The sequence below is a fragment of the uncultured Hymenobacter sp. genome (assembly GCF_964242765.1).
GTDB lineage: Bacteria > Bacteroidota > Bacteroidia > Cytophagales > Hymenobacteraceae > Hymenobacter.
On sequence record NZ_CAXTBM010000094.1, the window covers coordinates 1 to 15,960 of the forward strand.

Genomic DNA, 15,960 nt, shown 5'->3' on the forward strand with positions numbered 1-15,960 from the left:
GGCTTGGGCAAACACAAAATTCAGGTCCTGAATGTGTTCCAGAATAAGGCTACACGTAACAATATCCGCCGGCTTATCAACAAAATGCCAGGGCTTGGTGATGTCACCTTGCTGGAACGTTACGGCAGGGAGTTGCAACTTCTCTTTGGCTTTGCCGAGCATCTGCGCCGAGAAATCAACGGCCGTGACATGGGCCGCCTTGGTCGCCAGCCACTCCGTGTTCTTGCCAGTGCCGCAACCTAGCTCCACTATTTCCAAGACGTTCACGTCGTGCAAAACGGTTCGAATGGCGTGGGCTTCTAGGTCGCGCGTTTTGTTGGGGACCGAGTCGTAGGTGTCGGCCCACGAATTGTAGGCTTGCTCGATGTTCATAAAGAAGTTGAATGATGTTGCACTTTGCAACGTGATTTACTAAGACAGACAACCAAACCATCAGCGGGCAACAAGTAGCCGCCTTCGTTCCAAGGTTTACCTCGCAAGCACAACTAGCCTGCTGTCAGACCCCACTATCTGGCAATGCGCCGAACAAACTGGCCGCCGGTTCACAAACAACTAGCCAGCCGCAACACCATAGGCTACAGCTGCATTAGTGCCTGAGTAGTGCTCGGGTCATGGTACTACTGGTCTTACAGTGGCAAGCTTTATTATCGGATAGGATGGGTGTTTGCGTAACTCAGCCGTAAACAGTTTAGCAGGGTACAGCCCTGCCGCCTCCCAAGGCTACTACTTAGCCGAACATCAGCAAACACAACCATGAAGAACTTCACCGTAGAACGCCTCTCCTTTGATACCCTCACCGAACTGCCGAATTCCTGGCAAAACCAAGACTTCAAAAGCTTACTGCTCGAAACTGGCTACGAGAATCCCGACGAAATAGAGCCGAGCGAATTGAAAGCTATGTGCTTGATGGCCCTCACCGACCTAGAGCCTGCCGAGGCCGCGCAACTGGTATTGGGCTATTTGTTTGCCGACCAGCTCAATGCCGGCCAAATCGAAAACCTGGCGCACCAAATGCTCACCGAAAAGCTATGGGAGGAAAATCCAAAGCTTGAGCAGCACGAAGGCTTCTACAAAGCCACTCAGCTGCTCTATGAAGCCTACAACGGCAAATTTCCACGCGCCGAGGCCGTGCAGTTTCAGGTGCAACTCACTGCTACTACCCCCGAAGACCTAGCCCTTTTCGACACGCACCCGCAGGCGCCGTTGCTACGCTTGCTGGCCCAAGGCATGCCCGATAACACGCTGCTTAAGCGCTTGTTTCATGAGCAACTAGATGGCACTAGCTTCCCCGAAGCTCCAGCTATTATCTGGCAATTGCATCCTATCAAGCGGGAAGAAAAGATTGCTGTTTTTGAGGTGATTAGCTCTGCGTATTGGCTGGATGATTTCAAATACGCTGATTCCTACGAGGGCACCACGCAAGAAGATATTTTGGTTGAAAACGAAAGCTGATCCGGCCCCTGTCAGGTAGAAGGCCGGATCAGGCTGCACCCCAATTCAGCTAACCGTGGCCGCATTACGGCCGGAGTCTGGCGTGCCGCCGGTCAGTTGGGCCACCATATCGTCGAAAATACCTTTGCTGTAGCCGATACGGTTGGCGTACTCCATGCACAAGCCGTATTCGCGCGGGTCAATTTGGCCGTCTTGTAGCATCATTTGCACCAAGGTTTGTAACTCAAGCGTTTTTTGGAGGCCTTCAGCAGGTACAATGAAGCTTAGTACGCCTAGATTATCGACGATGGGCTGCACGTCCTCATAAGTAAGGGACAACCGGTTGCCAATTTGCAGCAAGAACTGGCCCTCTTCTTTGTCTAACCGCCCATCGGCAGCGGCTATTAGCACAAGGTTCTGGAAGAAGGCCAGCTTTTTTTGCTGCGTATTCAATAACGCTTCAAGTGTTTTGGTTTCCTGCATGACGGTGGGTTTCTAACTAAGCAGATTAAAAGCGTCGTTGAGTATAGGCGAGCTTATCGAACGCTGTGCGCTCATGAAAGTTATTGCTCAGGTTGAGGCCGCCTTGCTTGCTAGCTATGATGAAACGGACATCCGCCAGTAGGAGCTGAACTGCTTACAGGCGTTACGATAGGCGCGGGCTTACCAGTGACACGCACATTACGCATCACAAAGCCACTAGCTGGCAGCGTAGGCATACGGGTCAGGTCGTAGCGCAAATCTTGTGGTGGCACGTTGTAAGTGATGCCTTCATTAAGAAAATGCACGGCCTGCTTCATAGCTTCAATCGTAATCCACTCGCCGGCACAGCGGTGGCCGGTCAGGAAGTCGCCACCACCTTGCGGAATAAAGTCGTAAGGGTTGTCTTGCCACCGCCGAAATCGGTCGGGCCAGAACACTTCCGGGTCCTGCCACCACCGCGCGTCGCGGTTGGTGCCGTACACGTCGAGCAACACCATAGTTCCCTTCGGAAACTCGAAGTCATGCCAAGTGAAATTTTCGCGGACAATGGCTCCTACGAACGGCGTAAATGGGAAGTAGCGCCGCACTTCCTGCACAAACAACTCGGCATAGTCTTCCGATGGGTTGCGCAGCAGCTGCCGATACGGCGGATACTCGTGCAAGGCTACCGCAGCAAAGGTGATGTAGGTGGCAATAGCCACAATGGGCCGCACTGCATTTATTAGCTCAATAGCGGCCATCTGCACGTCAAACAGCTCGCCATCCGGCTCCCGGTGCCACGCTACCGTATGGGCAGCGGTGCTTTGCCGGGGCTGCAATTCACCGGAGCGAATGTCTCGGATGATTCCACGCATCCATTTTTCGGTGCGCATACGGGCCTGCTTGCCGCGCCAATGCCGCGGGCCAACGCCGCCAAAACCATCTACCATTGCGCCGAAGTCGCGGGCTCGGAGTCCTACTTCGTCTTCTGCTAGCGGCACTCCTGCCCAGGTACAAGCGGCCCGGCACAGAATCTGTTGCGCCTCCCGAAACAAAACCACTTCGTCTGCTTGCTCCCACCGTTGCGCATACTGCTGCCACTGTTCGGCCAGCAAACTCATCAGCCGCTGCCGGCTCTCCGTTACCATCAGCGACATAAACATCTCCTTGCGGCAGCGGTGCACCCCGTTGTCCCGCGTCTGAATGGCGTGCAGCCCCATCAGCGTGGTTTGCACTCGCCGCGGAATAGCACCAGTCCGGATGAAATACTCGGGGTCATAGAACAGTTCGGCGGCCTCGGGTCCGTGCAGGCATATCGCCTTCATGCCCATCAAACGAATCTGAAATATGTCGGTGTCAAATTCACGGTTGCGGTCATATAAGAAGGTATAGCCTTCGCGCAGCACGTCCAAGGTGCTGTCGAGTTTGGGGTCACTGAAGATTTTGGGCATAAGCTAGGAAGGCCGGAGGTGAGTGTATGATCGGCCCTTTTCCTACGCACCAACCCCTAGCAGGATGCAGCCGAGCTTGTCGTTTTTAGGCTACTGCGCCAACGAACCTTACGTCTATTACCTTACTTCAACTCAACTCAGCAAATACTATTATACCTCTATGCTGCTTTTAAAAACGCTACCGTTGATCCAATCATAAATTTCTATAATCCTTTCCTAAACAACGGCAATAACTATTTAAAGGCATATTAGCCATAAATAGTTATATAATACTCTACCTTTGCTGTTGTATAATATTCTTCTACTAGCCAACAGCTTTTCTATTCTACCCTTTATGTTCAAACGTTTATCTATCGGAGTATCTCTTCTTGCTCTACTCACTAGCTGCGAGAAAGACCCGGAGCCTACCATTCAACTAGAAGGCAGCTATGAAACCAGCAATACCATAGTACCGAGTCCCATTCAACTCTACACGACTGGCGGACGGCGGATAACTGATCAGCAAGCCATTAAATCGTTTATCAAACGGAGGCATGCAGAAGAGTACTTTCTATTTGCAAAGCAAACTATCCCCGACAGCAGCTCTATAGAATTGCGCTTCCAGCCTGCCGATAAAGTTACGCTGTCGTTCAAGCAGCCTAACCAGAGTGCTACGGTTATTGAAACTGAAATAACGGCAAGAACCCAAGAGCAGTTGACGCTAACTACCATTGCCGAATCGAGCTTTTTCAAAACAACCGACGGCCCAAGTAATCATTGTGCTGAACTAGGTGACAAGATTAAAACCGTGTATCCGGAGCTCAACTGGCAAGCGGTTTCACACGCTAGTGGCTACTCAGGTTCCTATTGCACCGGGCGAGAGACTCGGGTGCTTACCCTCAAAAACGGCAAGCCCGTTCTGACCCTTATGAGCTGGGCGGTTCTTGCTTACGGAAATTTTGGGGGCTGCTCTTCGGCTTACAACAATGAGTGGAACACGTTCAACACTTCCTTGCCTACCCAGCTTGGCAGCAAAGACACCATAATGGTGCAAACCAAGGAAGTAGCGTTAATCAAGAAATAGAAGCTTGTTTTAAGCTTGATGGAAAGCAAAAAGCCCGACCAGATGGCCGGGCTTTTTACTTTCAAATAAATGGGCAACCTACGAATTAGCCTTCGTAATCAACTCCACAATTTCCTCGGAAATACCGGTGGTGCTGAAGCCGCCATCGTGCATGAGGTTCTGCATGGTCACGTAGCGGGTCAGGTCCGAGAACAAGCTAACACAGTAGTCCGCGCAGGCTTCGGCCGGAGCATTGCCAAGTGGCGAGAGTCGGTTGGCATACTCGTAAAAAGCATCGAAGCCGCTGATACCGGTGCCGGCCGTAGTTTTGGTGGGTGACTGCGAAATGGTGTTAACGCGCACTTTCTTGAGCTTGCCTAGACGCTGTCCATAACTGCGGGCAATGCTTTCGAGCACCGCTTTGGCCTGCGACATGTCGGTGTAGTCGAGGAAGGCGCGCTGGGCGGCAATGTAGCTTAGCGCTACCACCGAAGCCCATTCGTTGAGGGCGTCCTGCTTCTCGGCCACGGCCAGCATCTTATGGAACGACAGCGCCGACACGTCCAGCGTCTTTTGGTACCACTCGTAGTTTAGCTCGCCGTAGTGCTTACCCTTACGGATGTTGGCGCTCATGCCTATGCTGTGCAGCACGAAGTCGAGTTTGCCGCCGAGGTGCTCCTGCGCGCCGCTGAACAGCTTCTCCAGATCTTCCATCGAGGTAGCATCGGCCGGAATGATGGGGGCGTTGCACTGCTCGGAGAGGCGGTTGATTTCGCCCATACGCATGGCTAACGGCGCATTTGTGAGCACAAACCGGGCGCCTTCGGAGTGCGCTTTCAATGCCACTTTCCAGGCAATGGATTCTTCGTTGAGCGCACCGGAAATGATGCCGACCTTGCCAGCAAGTAGGTTGTTGGACATATGGGGAAAAAGTAGTTGAGCAGATGAGAGTAGTTGGAGTTACAAAAGAGGCAAAAAAATGTCATTCCGACCGGCGAAAGGAATTCGGGTACGCTTCAAGAGCTATTACCTGATTCCTTCCGCCGGTCGGAACAACATTTTCAATTTCTCTTATCCTACTAATTCCTCACCGCGCATAGCCAGCAGTTCGCGGGCACTCTGAAAAGCATGTTGGCTTGGATTAGCGCCGGCAATCATGTGGGCAATTTCGCTGATGCGCTCGTCTAGGTTCAGCATCTTGATGCAGCTCACCGTGCGGTCGGCGCGGTCTTGCTTGTACACGAAGTAGTGCGTGTCGCCAGCAGCGGCCATCTGCGGCAAGTGCGAAATAGCAATCAGCTGGTGCTTCTGCGCCATCTGCTGCATCATACGGCCCACTTTCACCGCTATTTCCCCGGAAATACCCGTGTCAATTTCGTCGAATACGATGGTTGGGAGGGCCGTTTTATCGGCTAGCATGTACTTGATGCACAGCATCAGGCGCGAGAATTCCCCGCCTGACGCAGCTTTGCTGAGCGTTTGAGGCTGTGCCCCTTTGTTGGCCGTGAAGAGGATGCTGATAACATCCATGCCGCTAGCGGCCAGTGGTCCGGCCTGATGCTGCACCACAATGCGCGAGTTGGGCATTCCCAAATCGGCCAGCAAGGCCACCAGTTCTTTCTCGAACTTTGGAAAGCTCTTGCGGCGCGATTCCGACAGCCGGATGGCTAGTTTGGTAGCGGTAGCCAAGGCCCCATCAGCATCGCGCCGCACACGGGAAATCTGCTTATCAAGGTTCAGTACCGAACCAACCTTGTCGCGCAGCTCCTCACGCACGGTTAGCAGCGCTACTATGTCGCGCACTTGGTGCTTGCGCTGCAAGTTGTAGATGACGTTGAGGCGGCCTTGCAGCTCATCAATGCGGGCAGGGTCGCCCTCAGTGCGGCGCTCGGCGGCTTCGGCCTCGGCGGCAATGTCATTTATCTCGATTAGGCAGCTGTCGAGGCGCTGCTTTAGGTCACGAAAAATGTCGGCGTAGGGCGCTATCTGGCCGAGCAGAATGGCGGCGTCTTTCAGGCTGCTGTTGGCACAATACTCGCCTTCGCTCAGGCTTTGCAGCGCGTGCGTGAGCTTGAACTTGATTTCCTCGGCATGTTCGAGTTGCTTCACTTCTTGCTCTAGCTCGTCCTGCTGCTCGTTGTCGAGGCGGGCTTCTTCCAGCTCGTTTAGCAGAAAGCTGTGGTAATCAAGCTCTTTGTTGGCCTGTGCTACCTGATCTTCCAACGACTTCAAGTCGGCTTCCAGCTTGCGGTACTGGCGGTAGGCGCTGCTATATTGTCCCCGCGCGGGTATCAAGCCGGCATACAAGTCCAACAGGTTGAGCTGAAACACGGCATCCCCGAGCAGCAGCGTATCGTGCTGCGAGTGAATATCCATCAGGTTGGCGCCGATGTGCCGCAGCGTTTCCAGCGTCACGGGCGTATCGTTCACAAAGGCCCGCGACTTGCCCGCCGGACTGATTTCGCGGCGCAGAATGCACTGCGTATCGTAGTCGAGGTCCTCGGATTCGAATATGTCTTGGAGCTGATAGCTGGAAATATCGAATTGCCCCTCGATAACGCACTTCTTCTCGGTATCGAAGAGCATGCGCGAGTCGGCGCGGTTGCCGAGCAGCAGGCCAATGGCCCCGAGCATAATGGATTTACCGGCCCCGGTTTCGCCGGTTATAATATTGAGGAGCGCTGAGGGCCGCAGCTCCAGCTGCTCAATCAGAGCGTAATTGCGGATGCGAAGATCAACCAGCATACTAGTAAATAAAGGCCGGCAGCGGCCATAGCTGACAAACAAGAAACCCGCCGCGCTGGCTATGCCAGACAAGACGGGTTTTACAAACCTACTAATTACTTTAGGTTTATGCCAACTATATTCGCATCAAGTTTTTATGAATTTTTTAGTTATCCCTTTGCCGTAACTGTCCTTCCGCGCAGGAGGAAGCTGAGTATTATCGTTAAACATCTTTTCCTCAGCTTCCTCCTGCACGGAAGGACAGTTGAGCAGAAGAGGGGCTATAGCTGTTTGAGCATAGCTTGATACTTGGCCGAATTGGTAGGATCTACTTCGGAAAGTAAATTAGCTAAGTTTTGCTTTTGCTGCATATCATTACCGCTTCGGAAGATATTGGCAATTTCGTCGGCCTTAGTATCGAAGAAAGCACGGGCTAACAGGGTGCCAGGGCGCCGCGTTGCGGCCGCTTGCACCCCCTGCAAAGCCGTGAAAATGCTCGTGCGGGCGTCATCTGGCTTCTCAATAAAAACGTCGAGGCCTTGGCGATAGTAGGCGTAGCTGCCCGTACGAATAGCTTCTAACTGAGGATCTTGCAGGTTGTTAAGCAACCAATAGCGGTTGCGCGTCTGGCCGTCCTTCCAAGCCTCGTCCGACTCATTGGTTACAGTTTGGGAGGCGGCGTTCTGAAGCACGTTGCGGGCACGGTCGTAGTAGGGCGAGCCGGCCAGCCGCGCGAAACTGTCTTGGTCGAGCCCGATGGCGATATAAGCGTAGAATGTCAGCAACGACGAGAGGTTGCCGACGAACGTGTTTTCCGAGTAATCAATTGGGTTCTGCGGCGAATAGTTGAATTTGAAGTTGCGGTCGGTGAAGCTCAACAAATTCGTTTCGTAACCGGTACCGTACACGGGCCGCGTCGTGACGATGCGGGTAGTAGCTACGTACTGGCCGTTTTGGGGAATGGCGGTAATGCCAACAAACATCCGCATTCGAATGCGCTCTTCCGGACGGTAGGTTTGGCTGCTGAAGGATTTTGTGTTCAGAAAATTCTGAATGTCATTCTGCATCTGCTGCACCAGTTGCTGGTCGGCGATGGTCACGTTTTCGGTGGTAACGCGCACTTCCGCCAATATTTCCTGGGCTTGGCTGGCGCGCGCCGAAAGCAGGAAAACTAGAACAACCAAAACGGACAACAGAGAATTATGCTTCACGGGGCAGGCGGGCAAGAACAGCTTGAACAATATCGTGGGCCACAGCGGCTTTCAGCTTCACTTCAAAGATAAGTATTTCGCCCTGGGCATTCAGTAGGGTCACTTTGTTGGTATCAACGCGGAAACCAGCGCCGGCGTCGCGCAGCGAATTGAGCACCACCAAGTCGAAATTTTTGCGGTGCAGCTTCTCGCGGGCGTTTGCTTCCTCGTTGTTGGTTTCCAACGCAAAACCCACCGAAAATTGTTCGGGCCGTTTGGTTTTTCCCAGAGTAGCAGCAATGTCTACGTTCTTAATCAACTCGAGCGTGAGCGTATCCCCTTCCTTCTTGATCTTGTTTGCGGCTACGTGTGCGGGCTTGTAATCAGCCACCGCCGCCGCAAATACCCATACATCGGCCGCGGGGGCTATTGCTACTGCCGCCGCATACATCTGGTCGGCGGTTTCCACCCGCTGGATCTGAATGAGTGGGTGCGTGGGGTCCGGCAAGTTGGTTGGTCCGCTAACAAGTATCACCTCGGCTCCAGCGGCAGCAAATGCTTCGGCCAGCGCGTACCCCATTTTGCCAGTGCTATGGTTGCCGATAAAGCGCACTGGGTCAATAGGTTCGTAAGTGGGGCCAGCCGTGACGAGAACACGCATAAGTTGTTGACTGAAGAATGAAGCAGAATAAACAAGAAATTACCGGCGCGCGGCGCACAAACCTAGCGCCATTAGCTACACTTGCCGAGTTCAGCAGCAAATTTCTCAGTCCTTATTCTTAATTCTCAGTTCACTTAGTGCTGCCACAATGTCCTCGGGCTCCAACATACGGCCCGGGCCAGAAAGGCCACTAGCTAGTTCGCCAGTGGGCGAATCGAGGATGGTGTTGCCGTAGGAACGCAACCGCGCCAGGTTGGCAGTGGTGGCAGGATGAGCATACATATCCAGGTCCATGGCAGGGGCCAGCACTACCGGGCAGCGGGCCGAGAGGTACACCGCATCCAAAAGGGAATCGCAGAGGCCGTGGGCAAAGTGCGCCACGGTATTGGCCGAAGCCGGCGCGACGAGTAGTAGGTCGGCCCACAATCCTAGGTGCACATGATTGTGCCACTCACCGGCTTGTTCGTCTTTCAGGAAGCCTTGAAGCACGGGCCGTTTGGAGAGCGTACCTAGAGTAAGCGGTGTAACAAAGGCCGTAGCCGAGGCCGTCAGAATCACTTGTACTTCGGCGCCGGCCTTCGTCAGCAGCCGCACCAAAGGCGCAGCTTTGTAGGCCGCGATACTCCCGCAAACTCCAAGCAAAATCTTGCGGCTCTCCAGCAATGAAGACATTACAGTTCTAAAGGATATAGCACAAAAAGAGAGGCCGTCCAGCTTCGGCAAGCGCAGCAGGACGGCCTCAGTAGTAACCTAGTACCGTTTATTCGGCTTTAGGGGCACTCGGCGTTTCCTCTTCTGCCGGCGTGCGGTAATGCACTTTGCCTTCCAAGAACTCCTCGATGGCGAGGTTAGTAGGCTTGGGCAGGCGCTCGTAGTGCTTGGAAATTTCAATCTGCTCCCGGTTCTCGAATACCTCTTCCAGATTGTCGACTGTGGTGGCAAACTCGGCCAATTTACCGTTTAGTTCTTCTTTCAGCTTAACAGCCAACTGGTTGGCACGCTTCGAAATAACCGCAATAGACTCGTATACGTTGCCCGTTTCGGCAGCGAATTCCGACATGTTGCGCGTTACAATAGACGCAGAAACGTTGCTTGGGGTCTTCATGAGTTGATGGTTTAGTTGTTTACCTGTTGAATAGTTGATTGGCAGTCAGTGCTAACCGTTGATTGAATACTTAGTGCTCCGCTCAACAACCTGAACCTACCAGACAACTAGTTGAAATTAATTTGCCGCCGCGGCGTCTTTAGGCTTGAGCTTAGCGATTTGTGCGGTAGCATCCGTGTACATCCGTTCAGCGGTTTTCAAGTTCCGGCTTTGCGGAAACGTGTCCACAAAGTGCTGATAGAAAGCTACTACCTCTAAATACCGTTCGCGCTGCTTTTCTGGCACACTTTCGCGGGCTAGATCATACTGCGCACTGATTTTCAAGTACTCGGCTTCTTCGTTGAAGGCCGAGGCGGGAAATTGCTGCTGAAAATTAGTGAGAGCCACTACCGCCGACTGATAGTAGCGCAGGTCGTAGTAGAGCTTAGCCCCTTGGTATGCTTTATTCTCCAGCTTTTTTTGCAATTCCTGCGACATATTCTCGGCCTCAGGGCGGAATTTGCTGCTTGGGTAGCGGTTCAAGAACTCCTGTATCGTTTCCAGAGCAGAGTACGTGTTGGTCTGGTCCAGTTCATACTCGGGCGAGTCGCGGAAAAGGGACTTCGCTTGCAAAAACGACGCTTCCTCGGCGTAGGTCGAGTTCGGGTACGTGTCGGCAAACGACTTGAAGTAGTACGAGCTGAGCGTGTAGTTACGCTGACGGAAGTTGGTATTGGCGAAATAGAATTGCGCCTTCTCTGCTTCTGGGCGGCCTTTTAAGAGCGGCACCAGGTCTTCGAGCAGCGTGCCAGCTTTGAAGAAGTCGCCTTTGTCGTAGTACTTGATGGCGGCTTCGTACTTCTTGTTCACGTCGCCGCTCTTAAGCAGCTTTTGGTAGCCAGTACAGGAGCCAAGTAGCAACGTACTTAACAGGAGAACAAAAAGTGTTGGGCGGAATGAATGCATAAGGGGCGCAAAGGTAACGGATTCTGCCTGAATCATTGAACTGGTAAATCGTTGCTTGTTGGCGGCATGGTAACCACGGGCTATCTTGACAAAGCCAGCGGCGTGCTATTTTTGGGTGGGCAGCGGAGCTACTGCGCTTTTGGCAGGCGTAACCGCTGCCGCCGCTGGTTTGGAAACCGTTTTAGCTTTCAACTTCGGACTGGTTTTCGATACCACTTTCGCTTTCGACTTGGTCTTCGGCTTCGCTTTGGGTTTAACTTTCGCTGGCAACGCAAAGTGCTTGCCTAACACTGCTCGGCGCGTAGGGCGTTCCGTAGGGCGCCAGCTGAAATCTTTCAGTTTCTCGTCTGCGGGCTTCAACTCATGAGGCGGAATAAAGCTGGCATCAGGGTTGGTTAGGAAGCTAATGGTTTGCAGTTTGCTTTCCGCAAAGCGCATGACCATGGTAGCCGACAAGGCTTTGTTCATGCCACTCACGGCCGTGTCACCATCAAGAGCATAGTAGAGGCTCTCGGCGTTGCCAAGCACGTCCACTTTTTTTATGGAGTTGCCTTGGAAGTAGGCTATCATTCGGCGGCCTTTCACCTGGTTGAAGTTCAACAGCGTATCCTGCCCAATGATGAAAGCTTTGGCATAAAGCCGCATCTGGTCAACTTTGCCCTTCCGCTGCCGAATTTCCATGCTGTCGGAGGTAAGCTGGTTTTTGTTGTTCCAGAGGATGGGGTTCTTGTTGAGGTAGATGATGGAATCCAGCCGGTTGTAAGTCAACGAGTCACAACGGCCCTGCAAGTCGGTGCGGAAGATTTTGGTTTTCGGGAAGGCATAAATCACCCCGGCATTACTGAGGGGCGCTTTACCTTCCTGACTGATAAGGGTGTCGGCTGCTAAGTACAGCGTGTCCTTACCCGATATGTTGCGCATCACCGGTGAGCCGTACACTTTCACGCGGCCTTGCAGCCGCCAATAACGCCCTACGTCGCCGCGTATCACCACATTGTCTTTCTTCGAGGTCATCGAGACGTGCCCAGTCGCTACGCCGTACTTTTGGGCTTGATCGTATACCAGCTTGTCGCCGGTGAGCAGGTAGTTGGGCGTTTCGATCTTGGCGTTCCGCTGAAACGTGGATACCCCCGTAATGGTGTTGTGCACCCCGTTTTCGGCGTACAGGGTCTGGTTTTGCCGGTCCGTTAGGCGCGTGGGACCGAAGAAGTACGCCACTTTTGATACGGTATTGTATTGCAGCGTATCCGTGTCGATGGTGTTGTCCTTGGTTACCAGTTTGACGTCGCGCTTGAAGCTGAACACCTTGCTGGTAGTGTTGTAGTAGCCATACTGGCTGTCCAGCGTGTTTTCGGGGTCGACGATGTGGCCGCCAGTGCTGTAGTAAGCCAGGTTGGTATTCAGGTCGTAGTCGAGCAGATCGGTGGTGAGCGTCATGCGGGGGTCGCGCATGGTCACGTTGCCAATCATGCGGGCCTTGCGGGTATCGCCATTGTAAGTGGCTCGGTCGCCGGTGATGGTGATGGTATCATTCTGGATGATGCGCACGTTGCTGAACGCTTCCAGATCGTTTCTGCCGATGTACTGATACGCCGAGTCGCAGTAGAGCAGCGTGGTGCCTTGCCGGAAGCTCACATTACCCAGCAGCTTGCGGATTTCAACGCCGTTGAACTTGCCTCCTTCCAATTGCTGCGTGCCGGGCAGCAGCTCGATTCGTTGGCCTTTGGGAGGCGTGGGTTGGGCGGCTGGCTTGCGCTGAGCAGTAGCTAGCAGAGGAAGCCAAACCAATAAAAACAGGAAAAGAAATCTAGATAAGGGCATTATAAGGCAAAGGTATGAAATATGACCCCGCGTCGGAAGGCAGGATGTAGCGCGAAGCCGTTGCTCCGCGTGTCGTTGCGCAACGGCCATGGATGCGGTGCTTTTCTACTCGTTCCCCGATACGCGAAGCAACGGCTTCGCGCTACACCAGGACCAGGGGTTACTTCCGGCCTAGCAGTGTGAGCATGGTGGGCACGTTGTCGACTTCAATGGCATCGGGTTGGCAATCAATGAGGCGTTGGACGGTGCTTTGGGCACGACCTCCAAACGTAACAACTTGCAGACCTGCTGCGTGCGCCTGCGCCGTATTTTCCGGCGTAATAATATCTTTCTTCACCACAATAGCCTGTACTTTTTCTGCTTTCGCCACTTGCAACTGCCCTTCGAAATCATCGGTTATTTCCAGCCCTAGCGGCGTGTTGGGCAGCACCTGGCGCAAGGCGGCCAACGAGGATTGGTTGATGGTAAGCACCAAAAGCCGTTCGGGCGGCCAAGAATAATTTTTCAACAATTTTCCTAGCGCCCGCGCTAAGGCCGGCGCGCGGGCCAGCGGCTGTTCGGGGTTGCAAACGTTGGTTTCGTGCAGATCGAAGTGCAGGTAGGGCAAGGTGGGGCGCTTGCTGAGCTTGTCGAGCAGTTGTTGCAGCGTGATGGGGTGCTCGTCCTGCCACAGATCGTAGAACCAGCCGGCTTTGTATTCCAGTTGCTGCACCGCCGCGGCTGGCTGCTCGTAAATGCAGCCGCTGCCGTTGGTCATCGACTCCAGCTTTTGGTCGTGGTACAGCATTAACACGCTGTCCTGGCTGAGCTGAACATCGACTTCCACGCCGTCGGCACCACGGGCCAGGGCCTGCTCGATGCCGCCTAGGCTGCTTGGTGGCAGCGGATTGAACGGGTTGAACGGCGTGAGGAAACCGGAGCCAGCGTGCCCGATAACGAGGGGCTGTTGGCCAGCGGGCAGTGGCTTGGCGCCGAAGCCACAGGCCGCTAGCAGCAGCGTCCAGCTCATGATCAATAACACATACTGTGACCGGCGGAAGGAAAAGGACTTCGAATTCCAACCAAACTCTTTCTTTCTAAGATTCATCCTTGTCAGATTTCACATGCGTAACGCCCGATGAGGCGGCGTCCGTATTTTTGTCTTTCGCTTTACTGCTTTATAAATGCTCGACCAAGTTCGCCAGTACATCAAAGAACACCACCTCTTCTCGCTCACCGATGATCCGCTGCTGGTAGCCGTAAGCGGCGGCCAAGATTCGGTGGTGCTAGCCGATGTGCTGCACCGGCTAGGTGTGCAGTTTGCTGTTGCCCACTGCCATTTTGGGCTGCGGGGCGAAGAAGCGAATGCCGACGAGCAGTTTGTGCGCAAGCTGGCTAAGAAATACGACGTTCCCTACTTCGCCGAGTTCTTCCAAACCAAAGCCTTTGCCGAGCAGGAAGGAATTTCCACGCAGATGGCCGCTCGCGCCCTGCGCTACGAGTGGTTTGAGCGGCTGCGCCAAACCCAAGGCTTAGCCTACATAGCCACCGCCCACCACCAGCGCGACACCGCTGAAACCATGCTGCTCAACCTCACGCACGGTACCGGCCTGGCAGGGCTGCACGGCATTCCGCCCAAAAACGGCTACCTCGTGCGCCCATTGCTCGGCATCGGCAAACCCGAACTGTTCGAGTATCTGGTGGAAAACCACCTGATCTGGCGCGAAGATGCCTCCAACGACAGTCCCGTGTACCAGCGCAACCGCCTGCGCCAAGAAGTGCTGCCCGTACTGCGCGAAATCAACCCCAACCTCGACCAGACGCTGCAATTCACGGCCGAACGGGTAGGCGGGGCCGAGGAAATCGTGCGTCGCTACGTGCAGGACACGGCCGCGCAAGCGCAACGAACTGAGGAGGAAGTCACCTACCTCAACATTGCCATGCTCCAGCGCACGGCCGCTACCACGCTGGTTTTGCACGAGTTGCTACGGCCGCTCGGGTTCAGCTTCCCGGTGGTGAAAGACATTATAGCCTCCTTCCCCGCCGAGCCCGGCCGCCGCTTCGAGTCGCCGACGCACCGCCTGGTGAAGGACCGGGAGCAACTGGTAGTCACCCGTAAAACCCTCACCAAGTTTGGCACCCACCAGATTCAAGCCGGCCAGGAGGTCTTGAAAATCGACGGTCTGCACTTGCGCCTGGAACTGAGTGAAGCAACCGGCCTGGAGATTCCGCGCGGCAAAGCAGTTGCGGCCCTCGACGCTGATCTGCTGAAGTTTCCGCTTGTCGTGCGGCCCTGGCAGGAAGGCGACTGGTTTATGCCGATTGGCATGAAGGGCAAAAAGAAGCTGTCGGACTTCCTGATCGATCAGAAGGTACCGCTTAACCTCAAAGACAACGTATTCGTGCTGGTTTCCGGCGACGGCAAAATTGCGTGGGTGGTTGGCTTCCGCCCCGATGAGCGGTTCAAAGTAGCCGAGAACACCGAGCGGGTGCTCTTAATAAAGCGGATGTGAAGTGAAAGGTTAAATTGTTGAATTGTTGGATGGCTGGTTGTTGAAATATGTTATTGAACGACCAACCATTTAACAATTCAACAATTTAACCCTTCAACCCTTACTTTTACCCCCGAACCCAAACCGTACACCCAATCCATCACTCGATGAAAGTTACCGTAGTTGGGGCTGGCAACGTAGGCGCTACTTGCGCCGACGTATTGGCCACCCGCGAAATCGCCAACGAAATTGTTCTGGTTGACATCAAAGAGGGCTTCGCCGAAGGCAAAGCGCTGGATATCTGGCAGAAATCCCCCGTCATTGGCTACGATTCCCGCACCGTAGGCGTCACCGGCGACTACAGCCGCACCGCCGGTTCGGAGGTGGTAGTTATTACGTCGGGCCTGCCCCGCAAGCCCGGCATGAGCCGCGACGACCTGATTTCGACCAACGCCGGTATCGTGAAAACGGTGACGGAGCAGGTGGTAAAGCATTCGCCTAACGCCATCATCATCGTGGTAAGCAACCCGCTCGACGTGATGACTTACCAGGCGCACCTCACCTCGGGTCTGCCCCGCGAGAAGGTGTTTGGCATGGCCGGCATCCTCGACACGGCCCGCTACCGCGCCTTCCTGGCTGAAGCGCTGAACGTAAGCC

At 54.1% G+C, this 15,960-nt stretch carries 15 protein-coding genes and 1 pseudogene; 4 read left to right on the plus strand and 12 right to left on the minus strand.

Translation table 11 applies throughout. From position 1 onward, the window contains the following. A partial coding sequence (locus ACFE7X_RS23280; protein WP_375438077.1) for a class I SAM-dependent methyltransferase occupies window positions 1-372 on the minus strand: 372 nt, incomplete at its 3' end. A gap of 381 nt (window positions 373-753) precedes the next feature. Between ACFE7X_RS23280 and ACFE7X_RS23285 the strand changes: the two genes are divergently transcribed. Next, window positions 754-1,452, plus strand: coding sequence for a hypothetical protein (locus tag ACFE7X_RS23285; RefSeq protein WP_375438078.1), 699 nt, complete (start codon window positions 754-756; stop codon window positions 1,450-1,452). 45 nt (window positions 1,453-1,497) lie between these two features. Here the strand turns inward: ACFE7X_RS23285 and ACFE7X_RS23290 are convergent, their stop codons facing one another. Both ACFE7X_RS23290 and ACFE7X_RS23295 read right to left on the minus strand, forming a co-directional pair. After that, window positions 1,498-1,914, minus strand: a complete 417-nt coding sequence (locus ACFE7X_RS23290) for a hypothetical protein (RefSeq protein WP_375438079.1) — start codon at window positions 1,912-1,914, stop codon at window positions 1,498-1,500. 110 nt (window positions 1,915-2,024) lie between these two features. Beyond that, the gene (locus tag ACFE7X_RS23295) at window positions 2,025-3,344 is read right to left on the minus strand and encodes a cytochrome P450 (RefSeq protein WP_375438080.1); all 1,320 of its coding nucleotides are present in this window, start codon (window positions 3,342-3,344) and stop codon (window positions 2,025-2,027) included. A gap of 334 nt (window positions 3,345-3,678) precedes the next feature. On the opposite strand from ACFE7X_RS23295, the gene ACFE7X_RS23300 reads away from it, so the two are divergent. Next, entirely contained in the window at window positions 3,679-4,407 is a 729-nt protein-coding gene (locus ACFE7X_RS23300) for a hypothetical protein (protein ID WP_375438081.1), read from the plus strand. Window positions 4,408-4,485: 78 nt separating this feature from the next. Here the strand turns inward: ACFE7X_RS23300 and ACFE7X_RS23305 are convergent, their stop codons facing one another. The 9 genes from ACFE7X_RS23305 to ACFE7X_RS23345 form a co-directional block, all read right to left on the minus strand. Further along, a complete protein-coding gene (locus ACFE7X_RS23305; protein WP_375438082.1) occupies window positions 4,486-5,307 on the minus strand; it encodes an enoyl-ACP reductase in 822 nt (273 codons plus the stop codon). A 150-nt stretch (window positions 5,308-5,457) separates the two neighbouring features. Next, window positions 5,458-7,131 (minus strand): DNA repair protein RecN, encoded by a 1,674-nt coding sequence (gene recN, locus ACFE7X_RS23310; protein ID WP_375438083.1) that lies wholly within the window; start codon window positions 7,129-7,131, stop codon window positions 5,458-5,460. Between the two features lie 260 nt (window positions 7,132-7,391). Beyond that, complete coding sequence (locus ACFE7X_RS23315; protein WP_375438084.1) at window positions 7,392-8,321, minus strand: DUF4835 family protein; 930 nt, start codon at window positions 8,319-8,321, stop codon at window positions 7,392-7,394. Next, on the minus strand, window positions 8,311-8,961 hold the full coding sequence (locus ACFE7X_RS23320; RefSeq protein ID WP_375438085.1) for a phosphopantothenoylcysteine decarboxylase: 651 nt from the start codon (window positions 8,959-8,961) through the stop codon (window positions 8,311-8,313). Before ACFE7X_RS23320 ends, ACFE7X_RS23315 begins: the two co-directional genes overlap by 11 nt. Before the next feature lie 105 nt (window positions 8,962-9,066). Then, window positions 9,067-9,633: a flavoprotein gene (locus tag ACFE7X_RS23325; protein WP_375438086.1), complete on the minus strand. Its 567-nt coding sequence runs from the start codon at window positions 9,631-9,633 to the stop codon at window positions 9,067-9,069. Between the two features lie 88 nt (window positions 9,634-9,721). Next, entirely contained in the window at window positions 9,722-10,066 is a 345-nt protein-coding gene (locus tag ACFE7X_RS23330; RefSeq protein ID WP_375438087.1) for a DNA-directed RNA polymerase subunit omega, read from the minus strand. A 117-nt stretch (window positions 10,067-10,183) separates the two neighbouring features. Then, complete coding sequence (locus ACFE7X_RS23335) at window positions 10,184-11,011, minus strand: outer membrane protein assembly factor BamD (RefSeq protein WP_375438088.1); 828 nt, start codon at window positions 11,009-11,011, stop codon at window positions 10,184-10,186. Between the two features lie 105 nt (window positions 11,012-11,116). Beyond that, a complete protein-coding gene (locus ACFE7X_RS23340) occupies window positions 11,117-12,799 on the minus strand; it encodes an OstA-like protein (protein WP_375438089.1) in 1,683 nt (560 codons plus the stop codon). Window positions 12,800-12,992: 193 nt separating this feature from the next. Further along, the gene (locus ACFE7X_RS23345) at window positions 12,993-13,841 is read right to left on the minus strand and encodes a glycerophosphodiester phosphodiesterase (protein WP_375438090.1); all 849 of its coding nucleotides are present in this window, start codon (window positions 13,839-13,841) and stop codon (window positions 12,993-12,995) included. Window positions 13,842-13,995: 154 nt separating this feature from the next. Here ACFE7X_RS23345 and tilS point away from each other — a divergent pair, with 154 nt between their 5' ends. Then, on the plus strand, window positions 13,996-15,324 hold the full coding sequence (tilS, locus tag ACFE7X_RS23350; RefSeq protein ID WP_375438091.1) for a tRNA lysidine(34) synthetase TilS: 1,329 nt from the start codon (window positions 13,996-13,998) through the stop codon (window positions 15,322-15,324). Between the two features lie 146 nt (window positions 15,325-15,470). After that, window positions 15,471-15,960, plus strand: a pseudogene (locus tag ACFE7X_RS23355) (malate dehydrogenase); the annotation flags it as partial.

Bases quoted from the DNA above. Each gene is read 5' to 3' on its own strand.
- ACFE7X_RS23285 (WP_375438078.1), top strand. From the start codon at position 754: ATGAAGAACTTCACCGTAGAACGCCTCTCCTTTGATACCCTCACCGAA.
- ACFE7X_RS23300 (WP_375438081.1), top strand. From the start codon at position 3,679: ATGTTCAAACGTTTATCTATCGGAGTATCTCTTCTTGCTCTACTCACT.
- ACFE7X_RS23325 (WP_375438086.1), bottom strand. From the start codon at position 9,633: ATGTCTTCATTGCTGGAGAGCCGCAAGATTTTGCTTGGAGTTTGCGGG.
- ACFE7X_RS23290 (WP_375438079.1), bottom strand. From the start codon at position 1,914: ATGCAGGAAACCAAAACACTTGAAGCGTTATTGAATACGCAGCAAAAA.
- ACFE7X_RS23320 (WP_375438085.1), bottom strand. From the start codon at position 8,961: ATGCGTGTTCTCGTCACGGCTGGCCCCACTTACGAACCTATTGACCCA.
- ACFE7X_RS23330 (WP_375438087.1), bottom strand. From the start codon at position 10,066: ATGAAGACCCCAAGCAACGTTTCTGCGTCTATTGTAACGCGCAACATG.
- ACFE7X_RS23305 (WP_375438082.1), bottom strand. From the start codon at position 5,307: ATGTCCAACAACCTACTTGCTGGCAAGGTCGGCATCATTTCCGGTGCG.
- ACFE7X_RS23295 (WP_375438080.1), bottom strand. From the start codon at position 3,344: ATGCCCAAAATCTTCAGTGACCCCAAACTCGACAGCACCTTGGACGTG.
- recN (WP_375438083.1), bottom strand. From the start codon at position 7,131: ATGCTGGTTGATCTTCGCATCCGCAATTACGCTCTGATTGAGCAGCTG.
- ACFE7X_RS23345 (WP_375438090.1), bottom strand. From the start codon at position 13,841: ATGAGCTGGACGCTGCTGCTAGCGGCCTGTGGCTTCGGCGCCAAGCCA.
- ACFE7X_RS23335 (WP_375438088.1), bottom strand. From the start codon at position 11,011: ATGCATTCATTCCGCCCAACACTTTTTGTTCTCCTGTTAAGTACGTTG.
- tilS (WP_375438091.1), top strand. From the start codon at position 13,996: ATGCTCGACCAAGTTCGCCAGTACATCAAAGAACACCACCTCTTCTCG.